This window comes from Mesorhizobium sp. EU05-FHT14A09, from assembly GCF_058790995.1.
The window spans coordinates 58,743-77,733 of the sequence record NZ_JBYTDF010000010.1 but is presented as its reverse complement, the minus strand read 5'-3'; the positions used below and the strand labels follow the sequence as shown (position 1 = coordinate 77,733).

Annotated in this window: 16 protein-coding genes; 10 read left to right on the top strand and 6 right to left on the bottom strand. The window is 64.2% G+C overall.

Annotation, left to right across the window (positions count from 1 at the left end; genetic code table 11):
• Position 1: 1 nt before the first annotated feature.
• A complete protein-coding gene (gene pgl / locus AC3WTO_RS25755; RefSeq protein ID WP_492463791.1) occupies positions 2–697 on the top strand; it encodes a 6-phosphogluconolactonase in 696 nt (231 codons plus the stop codon).
• Between the two features lie 323 nt (positions 698–1,020).
• Positions 1,021–2,838, top strand: coding sequence for a phosphogluconate dehydratase (edd, locus tag AC3WTO_RS25750; RefSeq protein WP_492463790.1), 1,818 nt, complete (start codon positions 1,021–1,023; stop codon positions 2,836–2,838).
• A 200-nt stretch (positions 2,839–3,038) separates the two neighbouring features.
• On the opposite strand, the gene AC3WTO_RS25745 is transcribed toward edd, so the two are convergent.
• The 3 genes from AC3WTO_RS25745 to folD all read right to left on the bottom strand — a co-directional run bounded on the left by AC3WTO_RS25745 (position 3,039) and on the right by folD (position 6,722).
• The gene (locus AC3WTO_RS25745; protein ID WP_492463789.1) at positions 3,039–4,691 is read right to left on the bottom strand and encodes a vWA domain-containing protein; all 1,653 of its coding nucleotides are present in this window, start codon (positions 4,689–4,691) and stop codon (positions 3,039–3,041) included.
• 117 nt (positions 4,692–4,808) lie between these two features.
• Entirely contained in the window at positions 4,809–5,807 is a 999-nt protein-coding gene (locus AC3WTO_RS25740) for a GlxA family transcriptional regulator (protein WP_492463788.1), read from the bottom strand.
• A 24-nt stretch (positions 5,808–5,831) separates the two neighbouring features.
• A complete protein-coding gene (gene folD / locus AC3WTO_RS25735) occupies positions 5,832–6,722 on the bottom strand; it encodes a bifunctional methylenetetrahydrofolate dehydrogenase/methenyltetrahydrofolate cyclohydrolase FolD (protein WP_492463787.1) in 891 nt (296 codons plus the stop codon).
• A gap of 233 nt (positions 6,723–6,955) precedes the next feature.
• Here folD and proC point away from each other — a divergent pair, with 233 nt between their 5' ends.
• The gene (gene proC / locus AC3WTO_RS25730) at positions 6,956–7,771 is read left to right on the top strand and encodes a pyrroline-5-carboxylate reductase (RefSeq protein ID WP_492463786.1); all 816 of its coding nucleotides are present in this window, start codon (positions 6,956–6,958) and stop codon (positions 7,769–7,771) included.
• A gap of 84 nt (positions 7,772–7,855) precedes the next feature.
• Positions 7,856–8,188 carry a hypothetical protein gene (locus AC3WTO_RS25725; protein ID WP_492463785.1) on the top strand — a complete coding sequence of 111 codons (333 nt, stop codon included), beginning with the start codon at positions 7,856–7,858 and terminating at the stop codon, positions 8,186–8,188.
• 7 nt (positions 8,189–8,195) lie between these two features.
• Here the strand turns inward: AC3WTO_RS25725 and AC3WTO_RS25720 are convergent, their stop codons facing one another.
• Positions 8,196–9,512 carry an NAD(P)H-dependent oxidoreductase gene (locus AC3WTO_RS25720; RefSeq protein ID WP_492463784.1) on the bottom strand — a complete coding sequence of 439 codons (1,317 nt, stop codon included), beginning with the start codon at positions 9,510–9,512 and terminating at the stop codon, positions 8,196–8,198.
• Between the two features lie 159 nt (positions 9,513–9,671).
• Here AC3WTO_RS25720 and AC3WTO_RS25715 point away from each other — a divergent pair, with 159 nt between their 5' ends.
• The 6 genes from AC3WTO_RS25715 (at position 9,672) to AC3WTO_RS25690 (ending at position 17,193) form a co-directional block, all read left to right on the top strand.
• A complete protein-coding gene (locus tag AC3WTO_RS25715) occupies positions 9,672–10,391 on the top strand; it encodes a type 1 glutamine amidotransferase (RefSeq protein ID WP_492463783.1) in 720 nt (239 codons plus the stop codon).
• A gap of 207 nt (positions 10,392–10,598) precedes the next feature.
• Positions 10,599–10,760 (top strand): hypothetical protein, encoded by a 162-nt coding sequence (locus AC3WTO_RS25710; RefSeq protein WP_492463782.1) that lies wholly within the window; start codon positions 10,599–10,601, stop codon positions 10,758–10,760.
• 6 nt (positions 10,761–10,766) lie between these two features.
• Positions 10,767–10,988: a hypothetical protein gene (locus tag AC3WTO_RS25705; RefSeq protein ID WP_492463781.1), complete on the top strand. Its 222-nt coding sequence runs from the start codon at positions 10,767–10,769 to the stop codon at positions 10,986–10,988.
• Positions 10,989–11,184: 196 nt separating this feature from the next.
• Positions 11,185–12,111 (top strand): 4-hydroxy-tetrahydrodipicolinate synthase, encoded by a 927-nt coding sequence (gene dapA / locus AC3WTO_RS25700; RefSeq protein ID WP_492463780.1) that lies wholly within the window; start codon positions 11,185–11,187, stop codon positions 12,109–12,111.
• A 235-nt stretch (positions 12,112–12,346) separates the two neighbouring features.
• Entirely contained in the window at positions 12,347–16,630 is a 4,284-nt protein-coding gene (locus tag AC3WTO_RS25695; protein WP_492463779.1) for an autotransporter domain-containing protein, read from the top strand.
• 206 nt (positions 16,631–16,836) lie between these two features.
• Positions 16,837–17,193, top strand: coding sequence for a cupin domain-containing protein (locus AC3WTO_RS25690; RefSeq protein WP_492463778.1), 357 nt, complete (start codon positions 16,837–16,839; stop codon positions 17,191–17,193).
• Positions 17,194–17,448: 255 nt separating this feature from the next.
• Here AC3WTO_RS25690 and AC3WTO_RS25685 read toward each other — a convergent pair whose 3' ends face one another.
• Both AC3WTO_RS25685 and AC3WTO_RS25680 read right to left on the bottom strand, forming a co-directional pair.
• Positions 17,449–17,778 (bottom strand): BLUF domain-containing protein, encoded by a 330-nt coding sequence (locus AC3WTO_RS25685; RefSeq protein ID WP_492463777.1) that lies wholly within the window; start codon positions 17,776–17,778, stop codon positions 17,449–17,451.
• 64 nt (positions 17,779–17,842) lie between these two features.
• A complete protein-coding gene (locus tag AC3WTO_RS25680) occupies positions 17,843–18,760 on the bottom strand; it encodes a LysR family transcriptional regulator (RefSeq protein ID WP_492463776.1) in 918 nt (305 codons plus the stop codon).
• Between the last annotated feature and the right edge of the window lie 231 nt (positions 18,761–18,991).

Genomic DNA, 18,991 nt, shown 5'->3' with positions numbered 1-18,991 from the left:
GATGGCAGCAAACTATCGCCGCAACGACTTCGCCGACCGGGAAAGCCTGGCCGCCGCTCTTGCCGAAAGCGTCACCGGCAGGCTGTCGGCCGAAATCAAGGCGACACAGGCGGCAAGCCTCGCCGTTTCCGGCGGCTCGACGCCGGCGCGCTTCTTCGAGGTGCTGTCGAACACCGACATCGCCTGGGACAGCGTCAACCTGACGCTGATCGACGAACGCTACGTGCCCGATACCTCGCCGCGCTCCAATGCCGGCCTGGTCAAGACCAAGCTGATGCAGAACAAGGCCGCCGACGCCCGTTTCCTGCCGCTTTATCGCAGCGGCGAGCTGGATGCGGATCTGAAGGAGGCCGAGCATTTCCTGACCACCTTCTTCAACCCTCCGGATGTCGCCATCCTCGGCATGGGCAATGACGGCCACACCGCCTCGTTCTTCCCGGACGCAAAGGAGCTGGAGCACCTGCTCGACCCGGCGTCGCGCGACGAGATTGCCGCCGTCCATGCCGACAGCGCCGGCGAACCGCGGCTGACGCTGACGCTTTCGCTGATCCGCCGGGCGCGCTTCCTTGCCCTGCACATCGAAGGTGCGGAAAAGCTGGCGACACTCGAAAAGGCGCTGGCGCCGGAATCGACGCTGCCGATACGCCGCGTCATCGACGCGGCGACAAGCCCGGTCGAAATCTTCTGGGCCCCCTGATTGTGAATAGCGAAGGCCGGACCGTCTGAGGCCTTCGCGAAAGGACGATAGCCATGACAGCGAGCCTGCATTTCTCACACTCGATGCGGCCTGCGCCGGTTCAAGAAGCCGACAGGGCAGGAACCGCGTGCAGACGCGATGCGGGGCATCGCGCAAGCGCGGTGACGCATCCTGTCGGTTTCTTCAACCGGCCCTTCGGGTTGCCTTTCGGCGGACGCCTACTGCGCCGGGCGGCTCAACCGTATGTCTCTATACGCTTTTCGCCGCCCGGCGCAGTATCCGCCTCGCCCAAAGCGCAACGCAGGCCGCATGGAGTGTGAGAAATGCAGGCTAGATCCGATATCGAAGCCATCACCAGCCGCATCCGCGAGCGCTCCCGCGCCAGCCGCGAGACCTATCTCGGCCGCATCGGCGAAGCATCGGGACGCGCCGCCAACCGCGGCGTGCTGTCCTGCGGCAACCTTGCCCACGGCTTTGCCGTCTGCAGCCCTTCGGAGAAGATCGCGCTCGGCGCTGACCGCGTGCCGAACCTCGGCATCATCACCTCCTACAACGACATGCTGTCGGCACATCAGCCGTTCGAAAACTATCCGCAGCTCATCAAGCAGGCAGCAACGGAAGCCGGCGGCATCGCGCAAGTCGCCGGCGGCGTGCCGGCGATGTGCGATGGCGTGACCCAGGGCCAGCCGGGCATGGAACTGTCGCTGTTCTCACGCGACGTGATCGCCATGGCCGCAGCGATCGGGCTTTCGCACAACATGTTCGACGCCGCCGTCTATCTCGGCGTCTGCGACAAGATCGTGCCGGGCCTGGTGATCGCAGCCCTCACCTTCGGCCATCTGCCTGCCGTGTTCATTCCGGCAGGACCGATGACGTCCGGCATCCCCAATGACGAGAAGGCGCGCGTGCGCCAGCTTTATGCCGAAGGCAAATGCGGCCGCGCCGAACTGCTGGAGGCGGAGTCCAAGTCCTATCACGGCCCCGGCACCTGCACCTTCTACGGTACCGCCAATTCCAACCAGATGCTGATGGAGATCATGGGCCTGCACACGCCGGGCGCTTCTTTCGTCAATCCGGGCACGCCGCTGCGCGATGCGCTGACCCGCGAAGCCACCAAGCGGGCGCTGAGCCTGACGGCGATGGGCAATGCCTACACGCCGGTTGGCCGCATGATCGACGAGCGCTCCTTCGTCAACGGCATCGTCGGCCTGCATGCCACCGGCGGCTCGACCAACCACACCATCCACCTGATCGCGATGGCGGCAGCGGCCGGCATCAAGCTGACCTGGCAGGACATTTCGGATCTGTCCGAAGCGGTGCCGCTGCTGGCGCGGGTCTATCCGAACGGCCTTTCCGACGTGAACCATTTCCACGCCGCTGGTGGCCTCGGCTTCATGATCCGCGAACTTCTCGACGCCGGCCTGCTGCATGAGGACGTGCAGACGGTGTGGGGCGAAGGCCTGCGCCCCTATGCGGTCGAAGCGAAGCTCGGCGCCGACGGCGCCGTCGTGCGCGAGGCGGCACCCGCGGTGAGCGGCGACGAAAAGGTGCTGGTGCCGGTCAAACAGGCGTTCCAGGCAACCGGCGGCCTCAAGGTGCTCGCCGGCAATCTCGGCCATGCCATCATCAAGACCTCGGCCGTGAAGCCGGAGCGGCGCGTGATCGAAGCGCCAGCGAAGGTGTTCCACAGCCAGCAGGGACTGAACGACGCCTTCAAGGCCGGCGAGCTGACCGGCGATTTCGTCGCCGTAATCCGCTTCCAGGGCCCCAAGGCCAATGGCATGCCGGAACTGCACAAGCTGACCACGGTGCTCGGCATCCTGCAGGATCGCGGCCAGCGCGTGGCGCTGGTGACGGACGGGCGCATGTCGGGTGCTTCCGGCAAGGTACCGGCGGCGATCCATGTCACCCCCGAAGCCCTGGAAGACGGCCCGATCGCCCGCGTGCATGACGGCGACATCGTCAGGCTCGACGGCGACGCCGGTACGCTGGAAGTCCTGGTTCCAGCAAATGAATTCGCGGTGCGGCCATCGGCCTCGGCCGACTTGTCCGAACACGAATTCGGGCTCGGCCGCGAACTGTTCGCAGGATTCCGCCAGATGGCCGGCCGTGCCGACCACGGCGCCAGCGCGTTCGGGTGAACTGCTTTCCTTCTCCCCCTTGTGGGAGAAGGAGGATCGGCGCGCCAGCGCCGAGACGGATCAAGGTGCTGGAAGCACGTGAAACGGCAAAAGCTGAGTCTAGCCTCATCTGGGCAGCACTCTGTCCAGCACCCCTCATCCGCCTTCGCTCCGCTCTGGCACCTTCTCCCACAAGGGGAGAAAGGGTTAGGCCCGAATACTTACGGCACCGTCACCTCGGCCCGCTCGCCGGCTTTCACCGTCACCGGGGCTTCCGTCTTGACGTTGTCGTCGCCGCGGATCGCCACCACGACGTAGTCGCCGGCAGGCAGCGTCGACTGGTGTGTCTCGCCATAATTGTTGCCGAAAGGCTGACGCTTGCCTTCGATGTCCTTCTTGGCGCCGTAGACCTCGATTTCCTTGGCACCCTTCGCATCGGCAGACAGTACGCCAGCGTTGAGCACGACGTTGACGTCGGTCTTTTCGCCGACCTTCACCGTGAAGGGGGTTTCGGCGCTCGCCTCGTCCATCTTGGCCACCACGACATAGTTGCCGGGCGGCAGGTCGAACTTCTGGTCCGGTCCATAGGACGTCGAGATATCCTCGCGCTGGCCGTCGAGGTTCTTCTCTGCCCTGAAGACACGCACGACGAGGCCGCCGGAATCCACCTTCTTGCCCTCGACATAGAAGGCATTGGTCACGGCCTTGCCGACGCCGACGGCGATGTCCTTCTCGACCGTCTCGCCGGCCTTGAGGGTGACCTTCTCGGTGGCAGTGCCTTCGCCGACCTTCACGGTAATTTCCTGCTCGCCTGCCGGGAAGACGGCTTTCATCTGGCCATAATAGGTGGTCGTGCCGTCGCCGGGATATCTGACCTGGATGGCGGCGCCGTCGGCGATCTCCGAACCTTCGCTGGCATGAGCCCGCACGATCAGCGTGCCGGCATCCAGCACATAACGTGGCGCGGCAACCTTATCGGCCTCGATCGTGACCGTCTGATCGCGCTCGACATGACCGACCTTGGCGACGAGCACATATTTGCCGGGCTGGGCGTTGCCTTTCCAGGCGCCGTATTCGGTCGAGACATAGTCGCCGCGGCTGCCATCGGCATCCGCCTTGTAGAGCACCCAGGACTGGCCGATGTCGGTGGTGATGTCGGCATCGCCTTCGGCCAGGGTCAGTGTCGGAACCAGATTGAACTCGACCTTGGCTGGTTCAGGCGCCGGTGCTGGTTTGGGCTCCGGCGCCGGTTTCTCGACAACGGTCTTTTTGAGCGCCTCTTCGAGGCCGGCGGCATCGGTCGCCTGGATGTATTTGCCGCCGGTGTTCTCAGCCAGGCATGCCACCTGCCTGCCCTCGTCCGCCGTCAGGCCGAAACCGACGACGTGGGCGGTGAAGTCGACACCTGCCGCCTTGAGTTCCTTGCCGAGCGCGCAGGGGTCGGCATTACAGGTTTCAAGCCCGTCGGTGATCAGGATGACGGTCGCTTTTTCCTCGGTGTATTTCAGTGCCTCGGCAGCCTGGCGGACGGCAGCGGTCAACGGTGTCTTACCGAGGAACTTCATGGAATCGGCGGCAGCCGTGATGGCGCCAGCCGTGCCCGCAGCCGGCGGGACCACCAATTCGATATCCTCGCAGCTGCCTTTCTGGCGATGGCCATAGGCCATCAGGCCGAGTTCCCTGTCGGCAGGCAGCGATTGCAGCACGGTGCGCAGCGACTGGCGAGCGATCTCGAGCTTCGGCTTGCCATCGATCTGTCCCCACATCGAGCCGGAGGCATCGAGAACGATGATGGTGCGGTCTGCTGCCAGCGCGGGCGCCGCAAAAAGCAGCGCCGTCGCGACGGTCACGATCCATCTTGCAAAAATCGACATGATATCCCCCTTGCGAGACTGGCTCGATCCGACGAAGCGGCGAAGATAGCGGGTTGGAGGACGGATGGGAATCGGGCTTGGAATTATCCTGGCCGACGCATGTGAGCCGGGCCGCTCCTAGTAAGTCGTGCGCCGCTCTTCGCTCGGCGGGCGGCTGAACTGCAGGCGGTAGCTTTGCGCGAAATAGGAATGCGAGGTGAACCCGGTGGCGATCGCCACGTCGAGAATCGGCATGTTGGTCTGGCGCAGCAGTTCGCGGGCGCGCTCCAGCCGCAGCCGCATGTAGTAGCGCCCCGGCGTGACCGTCAGGTGCCGGAGGAACAGCCGCTCCACCTGGCGCACCGAAAGCCCCGCCGACTTGGCGAGCTGCACTGCCGACAAGGGTTCGTCGAGATGGTCGGCCATCAGCTCGACGATCTTGCGCAGCTTCTCCGACTTGCCGGTCAGGTCGCGCTCCGGCCCGACACGCTGGCGATCGCCGGCCGATCGGATGCGCTCGTGCTGGAACTGGTTGGCAACGGCATTGGCCAGGTTGGCACCGAAATCGGTGCGCACGATCTCCAGCATCAGGTCGATCGAGGTGGTGCCGCCGGCGCTGGTGTAACGCTTGCGGTCGATCTCGAAGACGTTTCCGGTGCATTCGATGTCCGGGAAACGCTCCATGAAGCCGGCTCGGTTCTCCCAATGGATGGTGCAACGATGCCCTTCGAGCTGGCCGGCCTCGGCCAGCACGTAGGAGCCGACCGACAGCGCGCCCAGCACGCCGCCGCGTCGCCCCCAGGCACGCAGCGCGCCCAGCACCTTCGACTTGCCGGGGAATTCCAGGTTGAGCGCGGCGCAGACGAACAGGATATCGACCGGCGGCACGTCGGCCACGGCATAGTCGACCTTCAGCGGCAGATCGTTGGAAGCCGTGACCGCATCGCCGTCCGGCGAAACGGTGGTCCAGGAATAGAAATCACGGCCGAGCAGGCGGTTGGCCGAGCGCACCACGTCGATCGCGGCGGCCACGGAAAACATCGGAAACTTGTCGACCAACAGGAAGGCGAAGCGCCTGCCGCCTTGAACGGCGTCCGTCACGATGGGCCGTTCTATGGGAACAGGAGGCGTCGGCAAAGCTGAGCTCTCAAATGGCGGCGATCAAAAGGATGGTCGGTCGAGTCCGACGGCAAGATAGGCGGAAATCACTGTGTTGGCCATCAGCATGGCTATGGTCATCGGTCCGACGCCGCCAGGGACCGGTGTGATGGCGCCGGCAACCGCCGCAGCCTCGGCATAGGCGACATCGCCGACCAGGCGTGTCTTGCCCTCGCCCTTCTCAGGCGCGGGAATGCGATTGATGCCGACGTCGATGACGGTGGCACCCGGCTTGACCCAGTCGCCCTTGACCATTTCCGGGCGGCCGACGGCGGCCACGAGAATGTCGGCGGTGCGGCAGATTGCCGGCAAATCGCCCGTGCGCGAATGCGCCATGGTTACGGTGGCGTTGGCCGCCAGCAGCAACTGGCCCATCGGCTTACCGAAAAGATTGGACCGACCGATGACGACGGCATTGAGACCGGAGAGGTCCTTCCCCCGCACCCGCTCGACCAGAACCATCGAACCGGCCGGCGTGCAGGAAATCAGGCCGGTTTCCAGATCGCCTGTGGCAAGCTTGCCGGCATTGACGACATGCAACCCGTCGACGTCCTTTTCAGGAAGAATCGACTGCAAGATCGGCTCGGATTTCAGATGCTTAGGCAGCGGCAATTGCACGAGAATACCGTGAAGAGTGGGATCGGCATTGAGTTCGGCCACCAGCGCCAGCAGCTCTTCCTGCGTCGTGTTTTCCGGCAGCGAATGTTGCACCGACTTGAAACCGCACTCCTTCGCCATTTTTGACTTTGAGGCAACATAGACGTGGCTGGCTGGATCTTCGCCGACAATCACCACCGCGAGGCCGGGCTTGGTACCGGTTAACGCCGCTGTCAACGCCTTGACCTTGCCGACCACATCCTCGGCCACTTTCTTTCCGTCGATCACATCAGCCATGCCATCACCCAAGGTCAAATCAGTCCGTGCCATATCGGTGCGCGACATTCTCACGAAAAACCGCCAATGCAATCCCGTCAAAACGCCGTTGCATGCCGTAAACTCGAAACCCTGTTCAGCCGGATCGCTGTTACGGCGGTGACACGAAAGATCCGAAGCTGTGGCACTGCCCGCCATCCACCCTTCCCCCACACCACCCGACCGTTTATGGAGAGGCTTTCGGGAGGCTTTTCATGATCATCAAGCTTGTTCTCGCCGGTTGCGGCAATATGGGTTACGCCATGCTCGCCGGCTGGGTGAAATCCGGCAAGCTGAAGGCTACCGAAGTTCTGGTCGTGGAGCCCGCCGATACCTTGCGCGCCCGCGCGGAAGCGCTGGGCTGCCCGGCAGTGGCGGACGCAGCGGGCATTCCGGCGGGCACAAAGCCCGACCTTGTCGTGCTGGCCGTCAAGCCGCAAGTGATCCGTGAGGTCACCGCCGACTACGAGACCTTCGGCAATGGCGAGACGACTTTCGTCAGCGTCGCCGCCGGTACGCCGGTCGCCACCTTCGCCGGCATTCTCGGCGAACGCACACCGATCGTGCGCTGCATGCCGAACACGCCGGCAGCGATCGGCAAGGGCATGATGGTGGTGTTTTCCAACAGCCTGGTCTCCGAGGCAGCGAAGGACGTCGTGGCCGACCTGCTCTCCTCAAGCGGCGCCGTTGCGACGATCGATGATGAAGCGCTGATGGATGCCGTGACGGCGGTTTCAGGCTCGGGCCCGGCCTACATATTCCACTTCATCGAGTGCCTGACCGCCGCCGGCGAGCAGGCCGGCCTGCCGGCCGAGACGGCGAAGCTGCTTGCCATGCAGACAGTTTATGGCGCCGCCACGCTGGCAGCCGAAAGCGGTGAGGAACCCGGCCTGTTGCGCCAGCAGGTGACCAGCCCGAACGGCACCACGGCAGCGGCGCTCGGCGTGCTGATGGGCGATGGCCGCTTGAAGAGCCTTGTCGCCGAAGCCGTCGAAGCGGCACGGGCGCGCTCGGTGGAACTCGGGAAGTAAGCTCACCCCGACTGTGCCGGATCGATCGCGATGCGCATCGCGATCGATGCGCTATGATGCATCGCTCCTTCGGGAAGGATGGCCATGACAGGAAGCGAGCCGCTGAAGATCGGCGATCGGGTTACGATCCGTGCCGGCGGCATGGAAAGATCGGGATGCGTCCTGGCGCTCTCAGACTGGCAGTGGATTCTGGCGCGGGCCGATGACGGCCGCCTGTGGCTGGACGTGGTGATGACCATGTCCGCCGTTTCCTGGTCGCGGCTCGTGTTGCTGGAGCGCAGTGTCAGAGCGGACGATCTGGGCGCAATCGACGGGATTGCGCGTGCCTTGGCATGGAACCCGCACCGCGCGGATGTGGCGGATGTTCCTGGAGCCGAACAACTGTGCGGGCCGGGCGAACAGCTTAACCGGCCATGAGCGGTGCTCAGCCCGCGCCGTAGAGCATCTCGTCCTGCTGCCGGCGTAACGCGTAAAGCCGCGTCGAGGTGTCCGGTGTCGCATTGTCGGCGGTTATCAGTTCACCCTTCTTCACCGCCTTAAGCACCTTGCCTCCCTCAAGCAGACCGACCGGCAAGGCATGCTGCGCGCGCGCTTCCCCGACCGTCATCGTCCAGGAGCGGTAGCAGGTCTCGCCGATGGCATCGAAGGTCTCGCCGGCGGCGAGGTCGCGCTTGGCCACCGCACAGACTTCGGCGACGGGACGCGGCAGCGGCACCATGTCGGGCTTGCCGTAAAGCATGATGCGGGCCGCCGTCAGCGGCACTTCCAGCGACGTCAGGTGGTAGGGCCGGAACAGGCCGTAATACGGACCCTTGCCGACATGGAGGTCGTCGAGACGTTCGATGACGCGAGGATGCGTGGCCTCGACGATGACGAAGACGCCGGGAGCCACTCCCTTGCCGATGGTGTAGTCGACCACGCCCTTCTTCGACAGCACGCCGCCGTCGGCGCGCGGGATCAGCACCTTGGCCAGTTCGTCGCGGTTGGCGGCGGGGCCATGCATGCCCGGCCTGTCCGGCACCAGGCCGGTGGCATTGGCGATGGCGCACATCTCGACCATGGTCTTGGAGCCGTCGACGAACTCGACCAGCATGCGCGGGTTCATGTTGCGGCGTTCGGCCTCGGCACGGTAGTCGTCCGGCACGGCATCATGATTGAGCGGATTGTTCTTGCCCTTGCCGGCCGCGACGACGGTGCAGCCGAGCGCGGAGACAAATTCGATCAGCTCCATGCAGGACGATGGTTCGTCGCCGGCGCCGAGCGAATAGACGACGCCGAGCCGGTCAGCCTCCTTCTTCAGCAGGCAGCCGATGGTGACGTCGGCCTCGACATTCATCATCACCAGATGTTTGCCGTGCTCCATCGCCGACAGGCAGAAGTCGGCGGCGACGCCGGGTTTGCCGGTGGCGTCGATCACCACATCGACCAGCGGGTTGGTGACCAGCATGTCGTTGGAGGTGATGGCGATCCTGCCGGCCTCGATCGCCGCAGTGACCTGTGCCTGGTTCTCGGCCTCGCGCGCCATCGCCTCGTCGCCATAGGCGATACGGATCGCCTCGCGCGCCGTACGCGGGCGTCGGGTGGAAATGGCACAGACCTCGATGCCCGGCATCAGCATGCCCTGGGTGACGAGGTCGGTGCCCATTTCGCCGGAACCGATGACACCGATGCGCACCGGCCTGCCCTCGTCGGCGCGCCGGGCGAGATCACGGGCAAGTCCGGTCAGGGCGACATTGGTCATGAGCAGGTTCCGATGGATCAGAGGGCTCTTGCCGGATAGGGCCGGACCTTGTCAACAAACCGTCATGGCGCTGGCTGAACCTTGAATCTGGATCATTGGGGAACCAACGCCGCCCGTCTATGAAATAATCCCACCTTGGGTGATCTTGGGGAGCGGCCCGTGCGCATTCTCGTCTTCCAGCATGTCGACGTCGAACATCCCGGCATTTTCCGCGACCTGTGGGCCGAACAGGGGCATGAATGGGTGCCCGTCGAGCTGGACGTTGGCGAACCGATCCCCGCCTTCGACGGTTTCGACCTGCTTGCCGTTTTCGGCGGGCCGATGGATGTATGGCAGGAAGAGGCGCATCCCTGGCTGGTGCCCGAGAAGGCGGCGATCCGCCGCTGGGTCAGCGAGCTCGGTCGACCCTATCTCGGCATCTGCCTCGGCCACCAACTGCTGGGTGCCGCACTCGGCGGCACGGTCGGGCTGATGGGCAGGCCGGAAGTCGGACTTGCATCGGTCGACCTGACGGCAGCCGGTCGCAACGATCCGATCTTTGCCGGGCTGGGGCCTACGGTAGACTGCCTGCAATGGCACGGCGCGGAAATCTCCCGCCTGCCGGAAGGCGCCGACATCTTGGCCAGCAATGCCGCCTGCGCGACGCAGGCGATCCGATGGGGCCGGCACGCCTACGGTTTCCAGTACCATCTCGAGGCCATGGAAACGACGGTGGCCGACTGGGCGGCGATTCCGGAATACAAGGAGAGCCTGGAGCGGGTCATGGGTGCCGGCGCCGCAACAGCGCTCGAAGCAGCTATGGCGCCGCGGCTCGCCGATTTCCGCAAGGCAGCCAAGCGGCTCAACGACAATTTGATGGCAATCGTCGCCAATTCGTAAGAAATAACTAACGGAAAAGACCATTGAGGCTTGTCCGCTGAAGACCGCGAAGCGGTCGAGACCTGCCGAGGAAGCGCTCGGCAGCCATTCCAGCCGCCTTATGAAATCCTTATTTTTTGCGGCTGCCTTCTCTCTCGAACCCTTATGCCGGGACTCCTAACTTCCCGGCTGCACGCGCTCCAAGGCGCAGTGCGAAAGGAACGAGACATGTACAGCTATTACATCCCTGATGACGACGGTCGCATCCCCCATGTAGCCGCGCGCAGTCTGCAGTCCCGGCCGGATGAGCCGCTGATGTTCGTGCGGCTTTTCCTGGTGGTGGCGATCTTCTTCACCGCTATTGCCTGCTTCCATCAGTTCGTCGGGTGAACGGTTATGCGTAACTCCCTGATTTCGGAGCCTCCTTCTGCCAGGCACCGTTTCCTGGTCGGACGCGATGGCGACGGGCGCTGGATCGCCCGCGATGAATTGGGCCTCACCGGCGGCGTCTTCGCCGACAGAGCGTCGGCCATTCATTTCGCCCAGACCGAAAGCGATCATAGAGCCGGCTGCGTCAGCCTGGCCCCGGACAGCGCGCGGCTTTCGCTCTTCAATTGACCTGGAGCGTTTCCGTTTTTTCGGAAACGCGGAAACGCTCCAAGTTTTTGTTTTGACGCAATTCCGGACGCAAAATCACTACGCACTTTTGCTGGAATTGCTCCAACCTTTCGGACCGGCCGGCGACGCTGCGCCATGCCCCCAATTCCAAGGCGCGCGACAGGCCGGTCCGGCTCCCGGAAAAGAGAGACATCCCATGCACATCGACAAAACCCGCTTCAAGGGCGCCATCGCGGCGCTGCCGACCCCGTTCCGCAAGGGCGCGGTCGATATGGCCGCCTTCGATTTCCTGATCCGCTGGCAACTCGACCAGGGCATAGACGGCCTCGTCGTCTGCGGCACCACCGGTGAGGCGCCGACGCTGACGCATGACGAGCGCCTCTCCGTGACGCGCCGCTGCGTCGCCGCTGTCGCCGGCCAGGTTCCGGTCATCGCCGGCACCGGCTCGAACAACACCGAAGAGACGATTACCGCAACGCTTGCCGCCGCTGCCTGTGGCGCCGACGCTGCCCTTGTCGTGACGCCTTATTACAACAAGCCGAGCCAGGAGGGTCTCTATCGCCATTTCGCAGCGATCGCGCAGGCGACGACCATCCCGCTCATCCTCTACAACGTGCCGTCGCGCACCGGCGTCGACCTGTTGCCGGATACGGTGCGCAGGCTGGCTGCGTTTCCGGCGATCATCGGCATCAAGGATGCCACCGGCGATCTCGACCGACCGGAGCGCACCGCCAAGCTCGCCGGCGCGGATTTCCTGCAGTTCTCTGGGCACGACGCCACGGCGCTTGCCTTCAACACGATCTGCGGCGGCGGCACGATTTCGGTGGTCGCCAATGTGGCGCCCGGATTGTGCGCCGAGATGCATCGCGCCTGCCGCAATGGTGACCTCCTTTCGGCACGGACGATCCGGCACCGGCTGGAGCCATTGCTTGCCGCGCTGGAGCGCGAAACCAACCCAGTGCCGGTGAAATACGCCCTGCACCGCCTGCTTGGGCTGAGCCCGGAAGTGCGCCTACCCTTGACGCCGGCACGGCCGGAAACCGAAGCGGCCATCGAACAGGCGATCACGGCCTTGTTCCCGTTCGATTTCGACCAGCCTAAGCGGGTCGCCGCGCGGCGGTAAAGGCGATACAGCAGGTCGATACCGGTAGTTTTGAACCAGCAAGGATAGGGTTTATAAACCCTTTTGCTGGTCCAGACGCCAACGCGCCTTTAGGCGATTGCGTTCATTAGAGGTTGCTTTTACTCCTCCTGCCGTAAGGTAAGTTGGGATCGACGGTTGATTCTCTCAACTTTATTTATCTGACTAACAAAGGCGTTTCGGGGTGGCAGCCCCGCGGCAAGAGGGGCTCCAACCTATGTCGACCGTTCGGTATTCGAAACGGAATGCGCCTTACGCTGGTGTGTCGATCGCGGCATTGCTGGTCGTCGGCCTATGCAGCGTACCTGCCTTCGCCGACGGGGGCTCCGGGGGCAATCCGAATGCAGGGGCGGGCGGCGTCGACGGCTCCCCCGTCGACGCGCGCGGAAAGAATGGCGCCGATAAAACGGCGGGGGCGGGCGGAGGCGGCGGCGTCGACCTCACTACCGGCAATGGGGCGGGCGGAGGATCGGGAGCATCGGCCACATCCAGCGGCAGTCCGAATGGCCCTCCCGGTGCCACCGGCAGCACCGGACGAACGATTTCGTCGGTGACCGCTATTTCCACGGCTGAAGTAGGTGGCAATGGCGCACCCGGTCCAGCCGAAGGGCCAGGCGTCAGGGCGGGCGGCGGCGGCGGCGGCGGCGTTGGCGTCAGCGCCACTGCGGATCTTGTTGTGACAGAGACCGGTTCGGTGAAAGGCGGCAATGGTGGCGTCCCATCGTCGGCGCCTGCCGGCGGCGGCGGTGGCGGGGTCGGCATCTTTTCGTCGGCAAACGTCACGGTCGATGGCGGCGCCCAGATAACGGGCGGCTCGGGCGGAAACAACAGAGGGGTTCTCGGCGGCGGCGGCGGCGGCGCCGCGGCCATTGTTTTGACCGGTGGCGACACCGTCCGCAACAGCGGCATCGTGCTTGGCGGCAACGGCGGGAGAAGTACACTGCAAGGTGGCGGCGGCGACGGCGGCGCTGGCGTCCTGCTGCTTTCGGGCGGAACGGTCATCAATGACGGCGGCACGATAACCGGCGGCAATGGCGGCGCGGGTCGCAATCTGCCTTTGGCCAATCCTCCGATACGACCGGGTAATGGCGGCGCGGGCATCAAGGGCGCGAACATCACCGTCGTCAATGCCGGCACGATCGCCGGCGGAACCGGAGGGCCGGGCAACAGCGGCGGTGCCGCAGGCACCAATGGCCAAGCCATCCAATTCACCGGCGGCGTCAACGCGCTGGAGATCCAGGTCGGTTCGAACATCGCCGGTAATGTGAGGGCCTTCAGCGCGGCTGACACCTTCCGGCTTGGCGGCATTGTCAGCGGCACCTTCGATGTTTCCGAAATCGATGCCGGCGGAAAGTATGACGGGTTCGGGCACTTCGAGAAGACCGGCATCGGCACCTGGACACTGACCGGCACCATCGGCACCGTCACGCCGTGGAAGCTCCGCCAGGGCGTGCTTTCCGTCGCGTCCGACGCCAGCCTGGGCGCGACCGCCGGAGACCTGACCCTCAACGGTGGCGTGCTGCAGGTGAGCGGAAACAGCTTTTCATCGACCGCGCGCGCCATCATCCTGGGTGCCAATGGCGGCGGCTTCGACATCCTCGATGCCGGCAACAATTTCACGGTTTCGCAGGCACTTAACGGCACCGGCGGCCTGAGCAAGTCAGGCGCCGGCATACTGACGCTGACCGGTACAAACAGCTACAGCGGCGACACGACGATCAACCAGGGAACATTGCTGATCGGCAATGGCAGCACGTCCGGCTCCATCATCGGCAATGTCGTCAACAATTCCGGCCTCACTTTCAATCGTTCCGACGTGGTCACCTTCGCTGGTATCATCTCGGGCACTGGCAGCGTGTTGCAGACCGCCGGCGGCACCACCATTTTGACCGGCGCCAACAGCTACAAGGGCGGGACCGCGGTGGGCAGCACACTGATTGTCAACGGCGACCAGACGGCGGCAACCGGCGCGACCCTCGTCTTCCCCAATGCCACGCTCGGCGGCAGCGGCATCATCGGTGGCGATGTGACCATCCTCGACCTCGCCACGCTGGCGCCCGGCAACGCCGGTGGCCCCCCCGGCACGCTGACCGTCAACGGCAACTTGCTCCTCAGCGAGGCCAGCAGGCTCGCTTACGGTTTCGGCCAGGCCAATGTCGTCGGCGGTGCGCTGAACGACCTCGTCAAGGTCGGCGGCAACCTGACACTCGACGGCAAGCTGAACGTGACCCTGGCGCCGGGCGGCGCCTTCGATGCCGGTATCTATCGTATCGCAGGCTATGGCGGCACGCTGACCGACAACGGGTTGGACATCGCCAGCCTGCCCGCCGGCACGCCGGCGGGAACGGTGTTCGTGCAGACCGCGGTCGACAGGCAGGTCAATCTGGTCAACACCACCGGGCTCAAACTCAATTTCTGGGATCCGATCAATCCACCGTCCAACCCCGGCAACAATGGTCGGGTCGCGGGCGGGACTGGCATCTGGCGCAACGCAGTCGGCAACAACAACTGGACGACACAGGACGGCACCGTCAACGCTGCATGGGCCGACGGCAATTTCGCCGTCTTCCAGGGCGCAGCCGGCACCGTGACGGTGGACAATTCCGGCGCAGCAGCGGTGACAGTCGGCGGCATGCAGTTCGCCGACAACGGCTATGTCATCGCGGGCGACGCGCTGACGCTGGCCGGTTCATCCGGCACCGTCATCCGCGTCGGCGACGGCACCAGCGAAGGCACCGGCTACACTGCGACCATCAGCGCGACGCTGCGGGGCAATTCCCAGTTGATCAAGACTGATCTCGGCACGCTGAAGCTGACCGGCGACAGTTCGGGCTTCACCGGCGGTGCTTCGGTCAGGCAGGGCATGCTGTCCGTCGACGGCAGGCTCGGCGGCACGGCCGAGGTGCTGAAAGGCGGCCGTTTGCAAGGCAACGGTACAATCGGTGGCCTGAGTGTCGCCAATGGCGGCGTGGTGGCACCGGGCAATTCGATCGGCACACTGAATGTGGCGGGCGATGTCTCCTTCGCCGCCGGCTCGACCTACGATGTCGAGATCGCCGGCAACGGCAACGGCGACCGTATTGCAGCGACCGGTAAAGCGGCACTCCATGGCGGCACGGTCGCGGTGACCGCACTGGACGCGCAAACCAGTTACAAGGCCGGCCAGACCTATACGATCCTGACGGCGACCGGCGGCGTGACCGGCGGTTTCGATCCGGCGGTACTGACCCGTTCGGCTTTCCTCGATGCCAGTCTTATCCAGAGTGAGAATGCCGTCGACCTGAAAATCGGCATCAAAGGCACGACGCCGGAAGAGCCTGGAAAACCGGAGGAGCCAGGCCGCGGAAAGCCGGTGTTCGGAACGGTCGCCAACACCTACAATCAAAGGCAGACGGCGGGTGCGCTCGACACGCTGCAGCAGAGCGGTGCGCCGCTGGCGCTCTACAACACGCTGCTGGTGCTTTCCGCCGACGAAGCCCGCGCTGCCTTCGATGGCCTGTCGGGTGAAGTCAACGCCTCGACGGTGACCGGCTTGCTCGAGGACAGCCGCTTCGTGCGCGAGGCCGCCAACGACCGCCTGCGTTCGGCCTTCGAGACGGTCGGTGCAGAGCCGCTGCCGCTGATGGGATACGGCGACGATGCCAAGGCGATCACGACGGCTTCGGTTGCTTCCGAGCACTATTATGGTGCCTGGGGTTCGGTGTTCGGCTCCTGGGGACATTTCGGTGGCGACGGCAACGCCGCGAAACTGTCGCGTTCGACCGGCGGCTTCGTCGCCGGCGTCGACGGCCTTGTCACCGATGACGTCCGCTTCGGCTTCCTTACCGGCTACAGCCATTCCTCATTCAAGGTCGATGATCGCAGGTCATCGGCTTCGAGCAACAACTACCATCTCGGTATCTATGGCGGTACGCGATGGAGTGCACTCGCGCTGCGCTCCGGCCTTGCCTACACGTGGAGCGAGATCGACAGCAATCGCCAGGTCGCATTCCCCGGCTTCAGCGACAGCCTGACCGGTTCCTACCGCGCCGGCACCACGCAGGTGTTCGGGGAACTCGGCTACAGTCTAAAGGCCGGCTCTGTCGCCTTCGAGCCCTTCGCCAACCTCGCCTATGTCAACGTCCACAGCAATGGCTTTGCCGAGCAAGGTGGCGCATCGGCGCTGACCGCCCGCAGCGGTTCCAACGACAACACCTTCACTACGCTTGGACTTCGCGCCGCGACCGCTTTCGACATCGCATCCGTCAAGGCAACAGCGCGCGGCACAATCGGCTGGCGCCATGCCTATGGCGATGTCACGCCTCAGATCAGCCAGGCCTTCACCGGCAGCAGCGCCTTTACGATCGCCGGTGCGCCGATCGCAAGGGATGCCGCCGTGATCGAAGCCGGGCTCGACTTCGCCATCGCACCGCAGGCGACGCTTGGCATCTCCTATCACGGCCAGGTCGGCTCCAAGGCCAGCGACCACGGCGTGCGGGCCGATCTGAACGTCAAGTTCTGACAGCAAGGCATCATCGCCCTATCCGCTTCCCCGAAGCGGGCGCTTTGCGTTTACGGCCGGTAGCAAAGTCCTCACAGGTGATAAGGACGCCTCCCAACTGCGGCAAGCCTCCATCACCAACAGGAAACGAAGTTGCCTGCTTGTGGCGCATCGGATATTCGAATGGTGGGCACTTCGCCCACAAATCCAATCGGGAGAGGCTCATCGTGACACGCAAGACGCTTATTAAGTTCGGCAAGGTGGAGAACGCCGATTCCAGCGACCTGCCGGGCTGGGTGGTGGTTGACGGAAAGCCGACGATGAAGACCGCCGTCCAGCACACCACCGAGGACGGCAAGGTTCTGTCGGGCACATGGCAAGCGACCCCGGGCACCTATCACGCAACCTACACCGATTATGAATTCGTCCACATGATCGCCGGCCGCATCATCATTACGCCGGACGGCGGCGATCCGGTTGAAGTTGGTCCGGGCGACGCGTTCGTCGTGGAAGGCGACTTCAAGGGAACCTGGAAGATCGTCGAGCCGGTGACGAAACACTTTGTGGTCACTGTCGGATCATAACGACGCGGCAGGCATCCTTCGCAGCGCTATTTGCGCCCCAGACAGCACCCGGCTTTGCCCGAGCGCTCCTGGCCGGCTACGCAATGCACCGGCCTGAGAGCTCAAATTTCAGAAAAATTTCAGAATCCGCACCTTGCCTCATCAGGCCATTGGCCTGATGGAACATGCGGGTCGCCGAGGCGATTGCCCCGGCCGCTCGATGTCACATTCCGGCCCCAACGGCCGCCCGCTCAGTTCAGGCTGAGCGGGCCCTTTTTATGCCAGTGCGTACATGACCATATCGACCATGTCGCGCCGTACCATTCCCCAATCCTCAAAGCCACACGCCTCGATCGTCCGCGTTTCGATCTCCGTCACGGTGTGGTGACGCTGGTCGTTGCGGATGGAAATGAACAGCCGCTCGACATCTTGCTTGGCGCCTTCAAGAATCTGGCAGACGCGCTGGTTGTCGATGGCCAGGACGCCGGTGATGCTGTGGCTCTTGTTGAAGGTGGCGGCCCTGGTGACGAGATCGTCGATATCGGCGTTCGAGATTTCGGGCTGAAGGGTTGAAACGTAGGTCAGTCGAATAAGGTTTTGTGCCAAACCATGCTCCTCGTTTGCATAGGGATATAAGTCCCCTTCATTCCCGAGAAAACCCTTGCGCACCCTACACCTGGCTTGCCTCGAACAGCGGACGGTGTTTCGCCAGCGCCTGGCCAGCAAATTCAGTGAAGGCACTGACGCGGGCGGTACGGCGCAGGTCCTCGTGGGTGAGGACCCACAGCGCCGTTGCCATTTCCGCGACCGGCCGACCGATGCGGACAAGGCCAGGTGTCCTATCGCCGAGATAACAAGGCAGACCGGCAAGGCCGAGGCCGGCAACGGATGCCTCACGAGCCGCGACAAGGGAGTCGCAACGCAGGACCGAGGCTGAACCCGGCAAAGAGGCGCGCATCCACCGGGCGACACTGGAGCTGGCCAGCGCATCGCTGAGGCCGATCCAGCGTTCGTCGGTTAGCGCCAGGTCGGTGGTCGGTTCGAGGCCGCGTTCCTGGAGATAGGCCGGTGCGGCATAGATGGCGAAAGCGATGCCTGAAATGCGGCGGCCGACCAAGGTCTCGGGCGGATCCATGGCCGGGCGCACCGCGACATCGGCGTCGCGATGGGTGAGATTGGCGAAAGCATTCGCCGTAGCGACCTCAAGCAGGACGCCGGGGTGGCGTTCGCGGAAGGCAGCTAGCACCGACGGCAGCACGGACGCCATCAGCGTGTCGGTGGTGGTGATGCGCAGGCTGCCTTCGAGACGCAGGTCCTGTCCGGTCAGGCGGCGTTCCAGCTCGGTCACGGTTTCCGCCATCTGCCGTGATACGGCGAGCAGTTCCTCGCCGCCGGCCGTCAGCGTGTAGCCTGTCGGCAAGCGATCGAACAGGCGCACGCCAAGCTTCTGTTCGAAGGCGCCGACCCGGCGCAGCACCGTGGTGTGGTTGACGCCGAGCGAGCGGGCTGCGGCAGCGAGCGAACTCGTCTCGGCCACTGCCAGGACGAAGCGCAGGTCTTCCCAGTCGATGCGGTAGTTGCTGTGCATGATTGCACGAAACTATCCGAGGTTCGTGCGTCAGGCGAGCGTTTCTGCAGTGCGCTTTCAGCAATCCAAACACGTTGCCAGCTGAGGCTCCACATCGCAGCAATCCCCCCCGCGCGGTCCATTCCTCAGTGGTCTGTGCATTTTTGCAGATCGCAACGGCAAACTGACAGATCGATCTGCGCAAGAGCACAGTCTACCTACACTCCAACGATCGGACGGACCGGTCGAAGG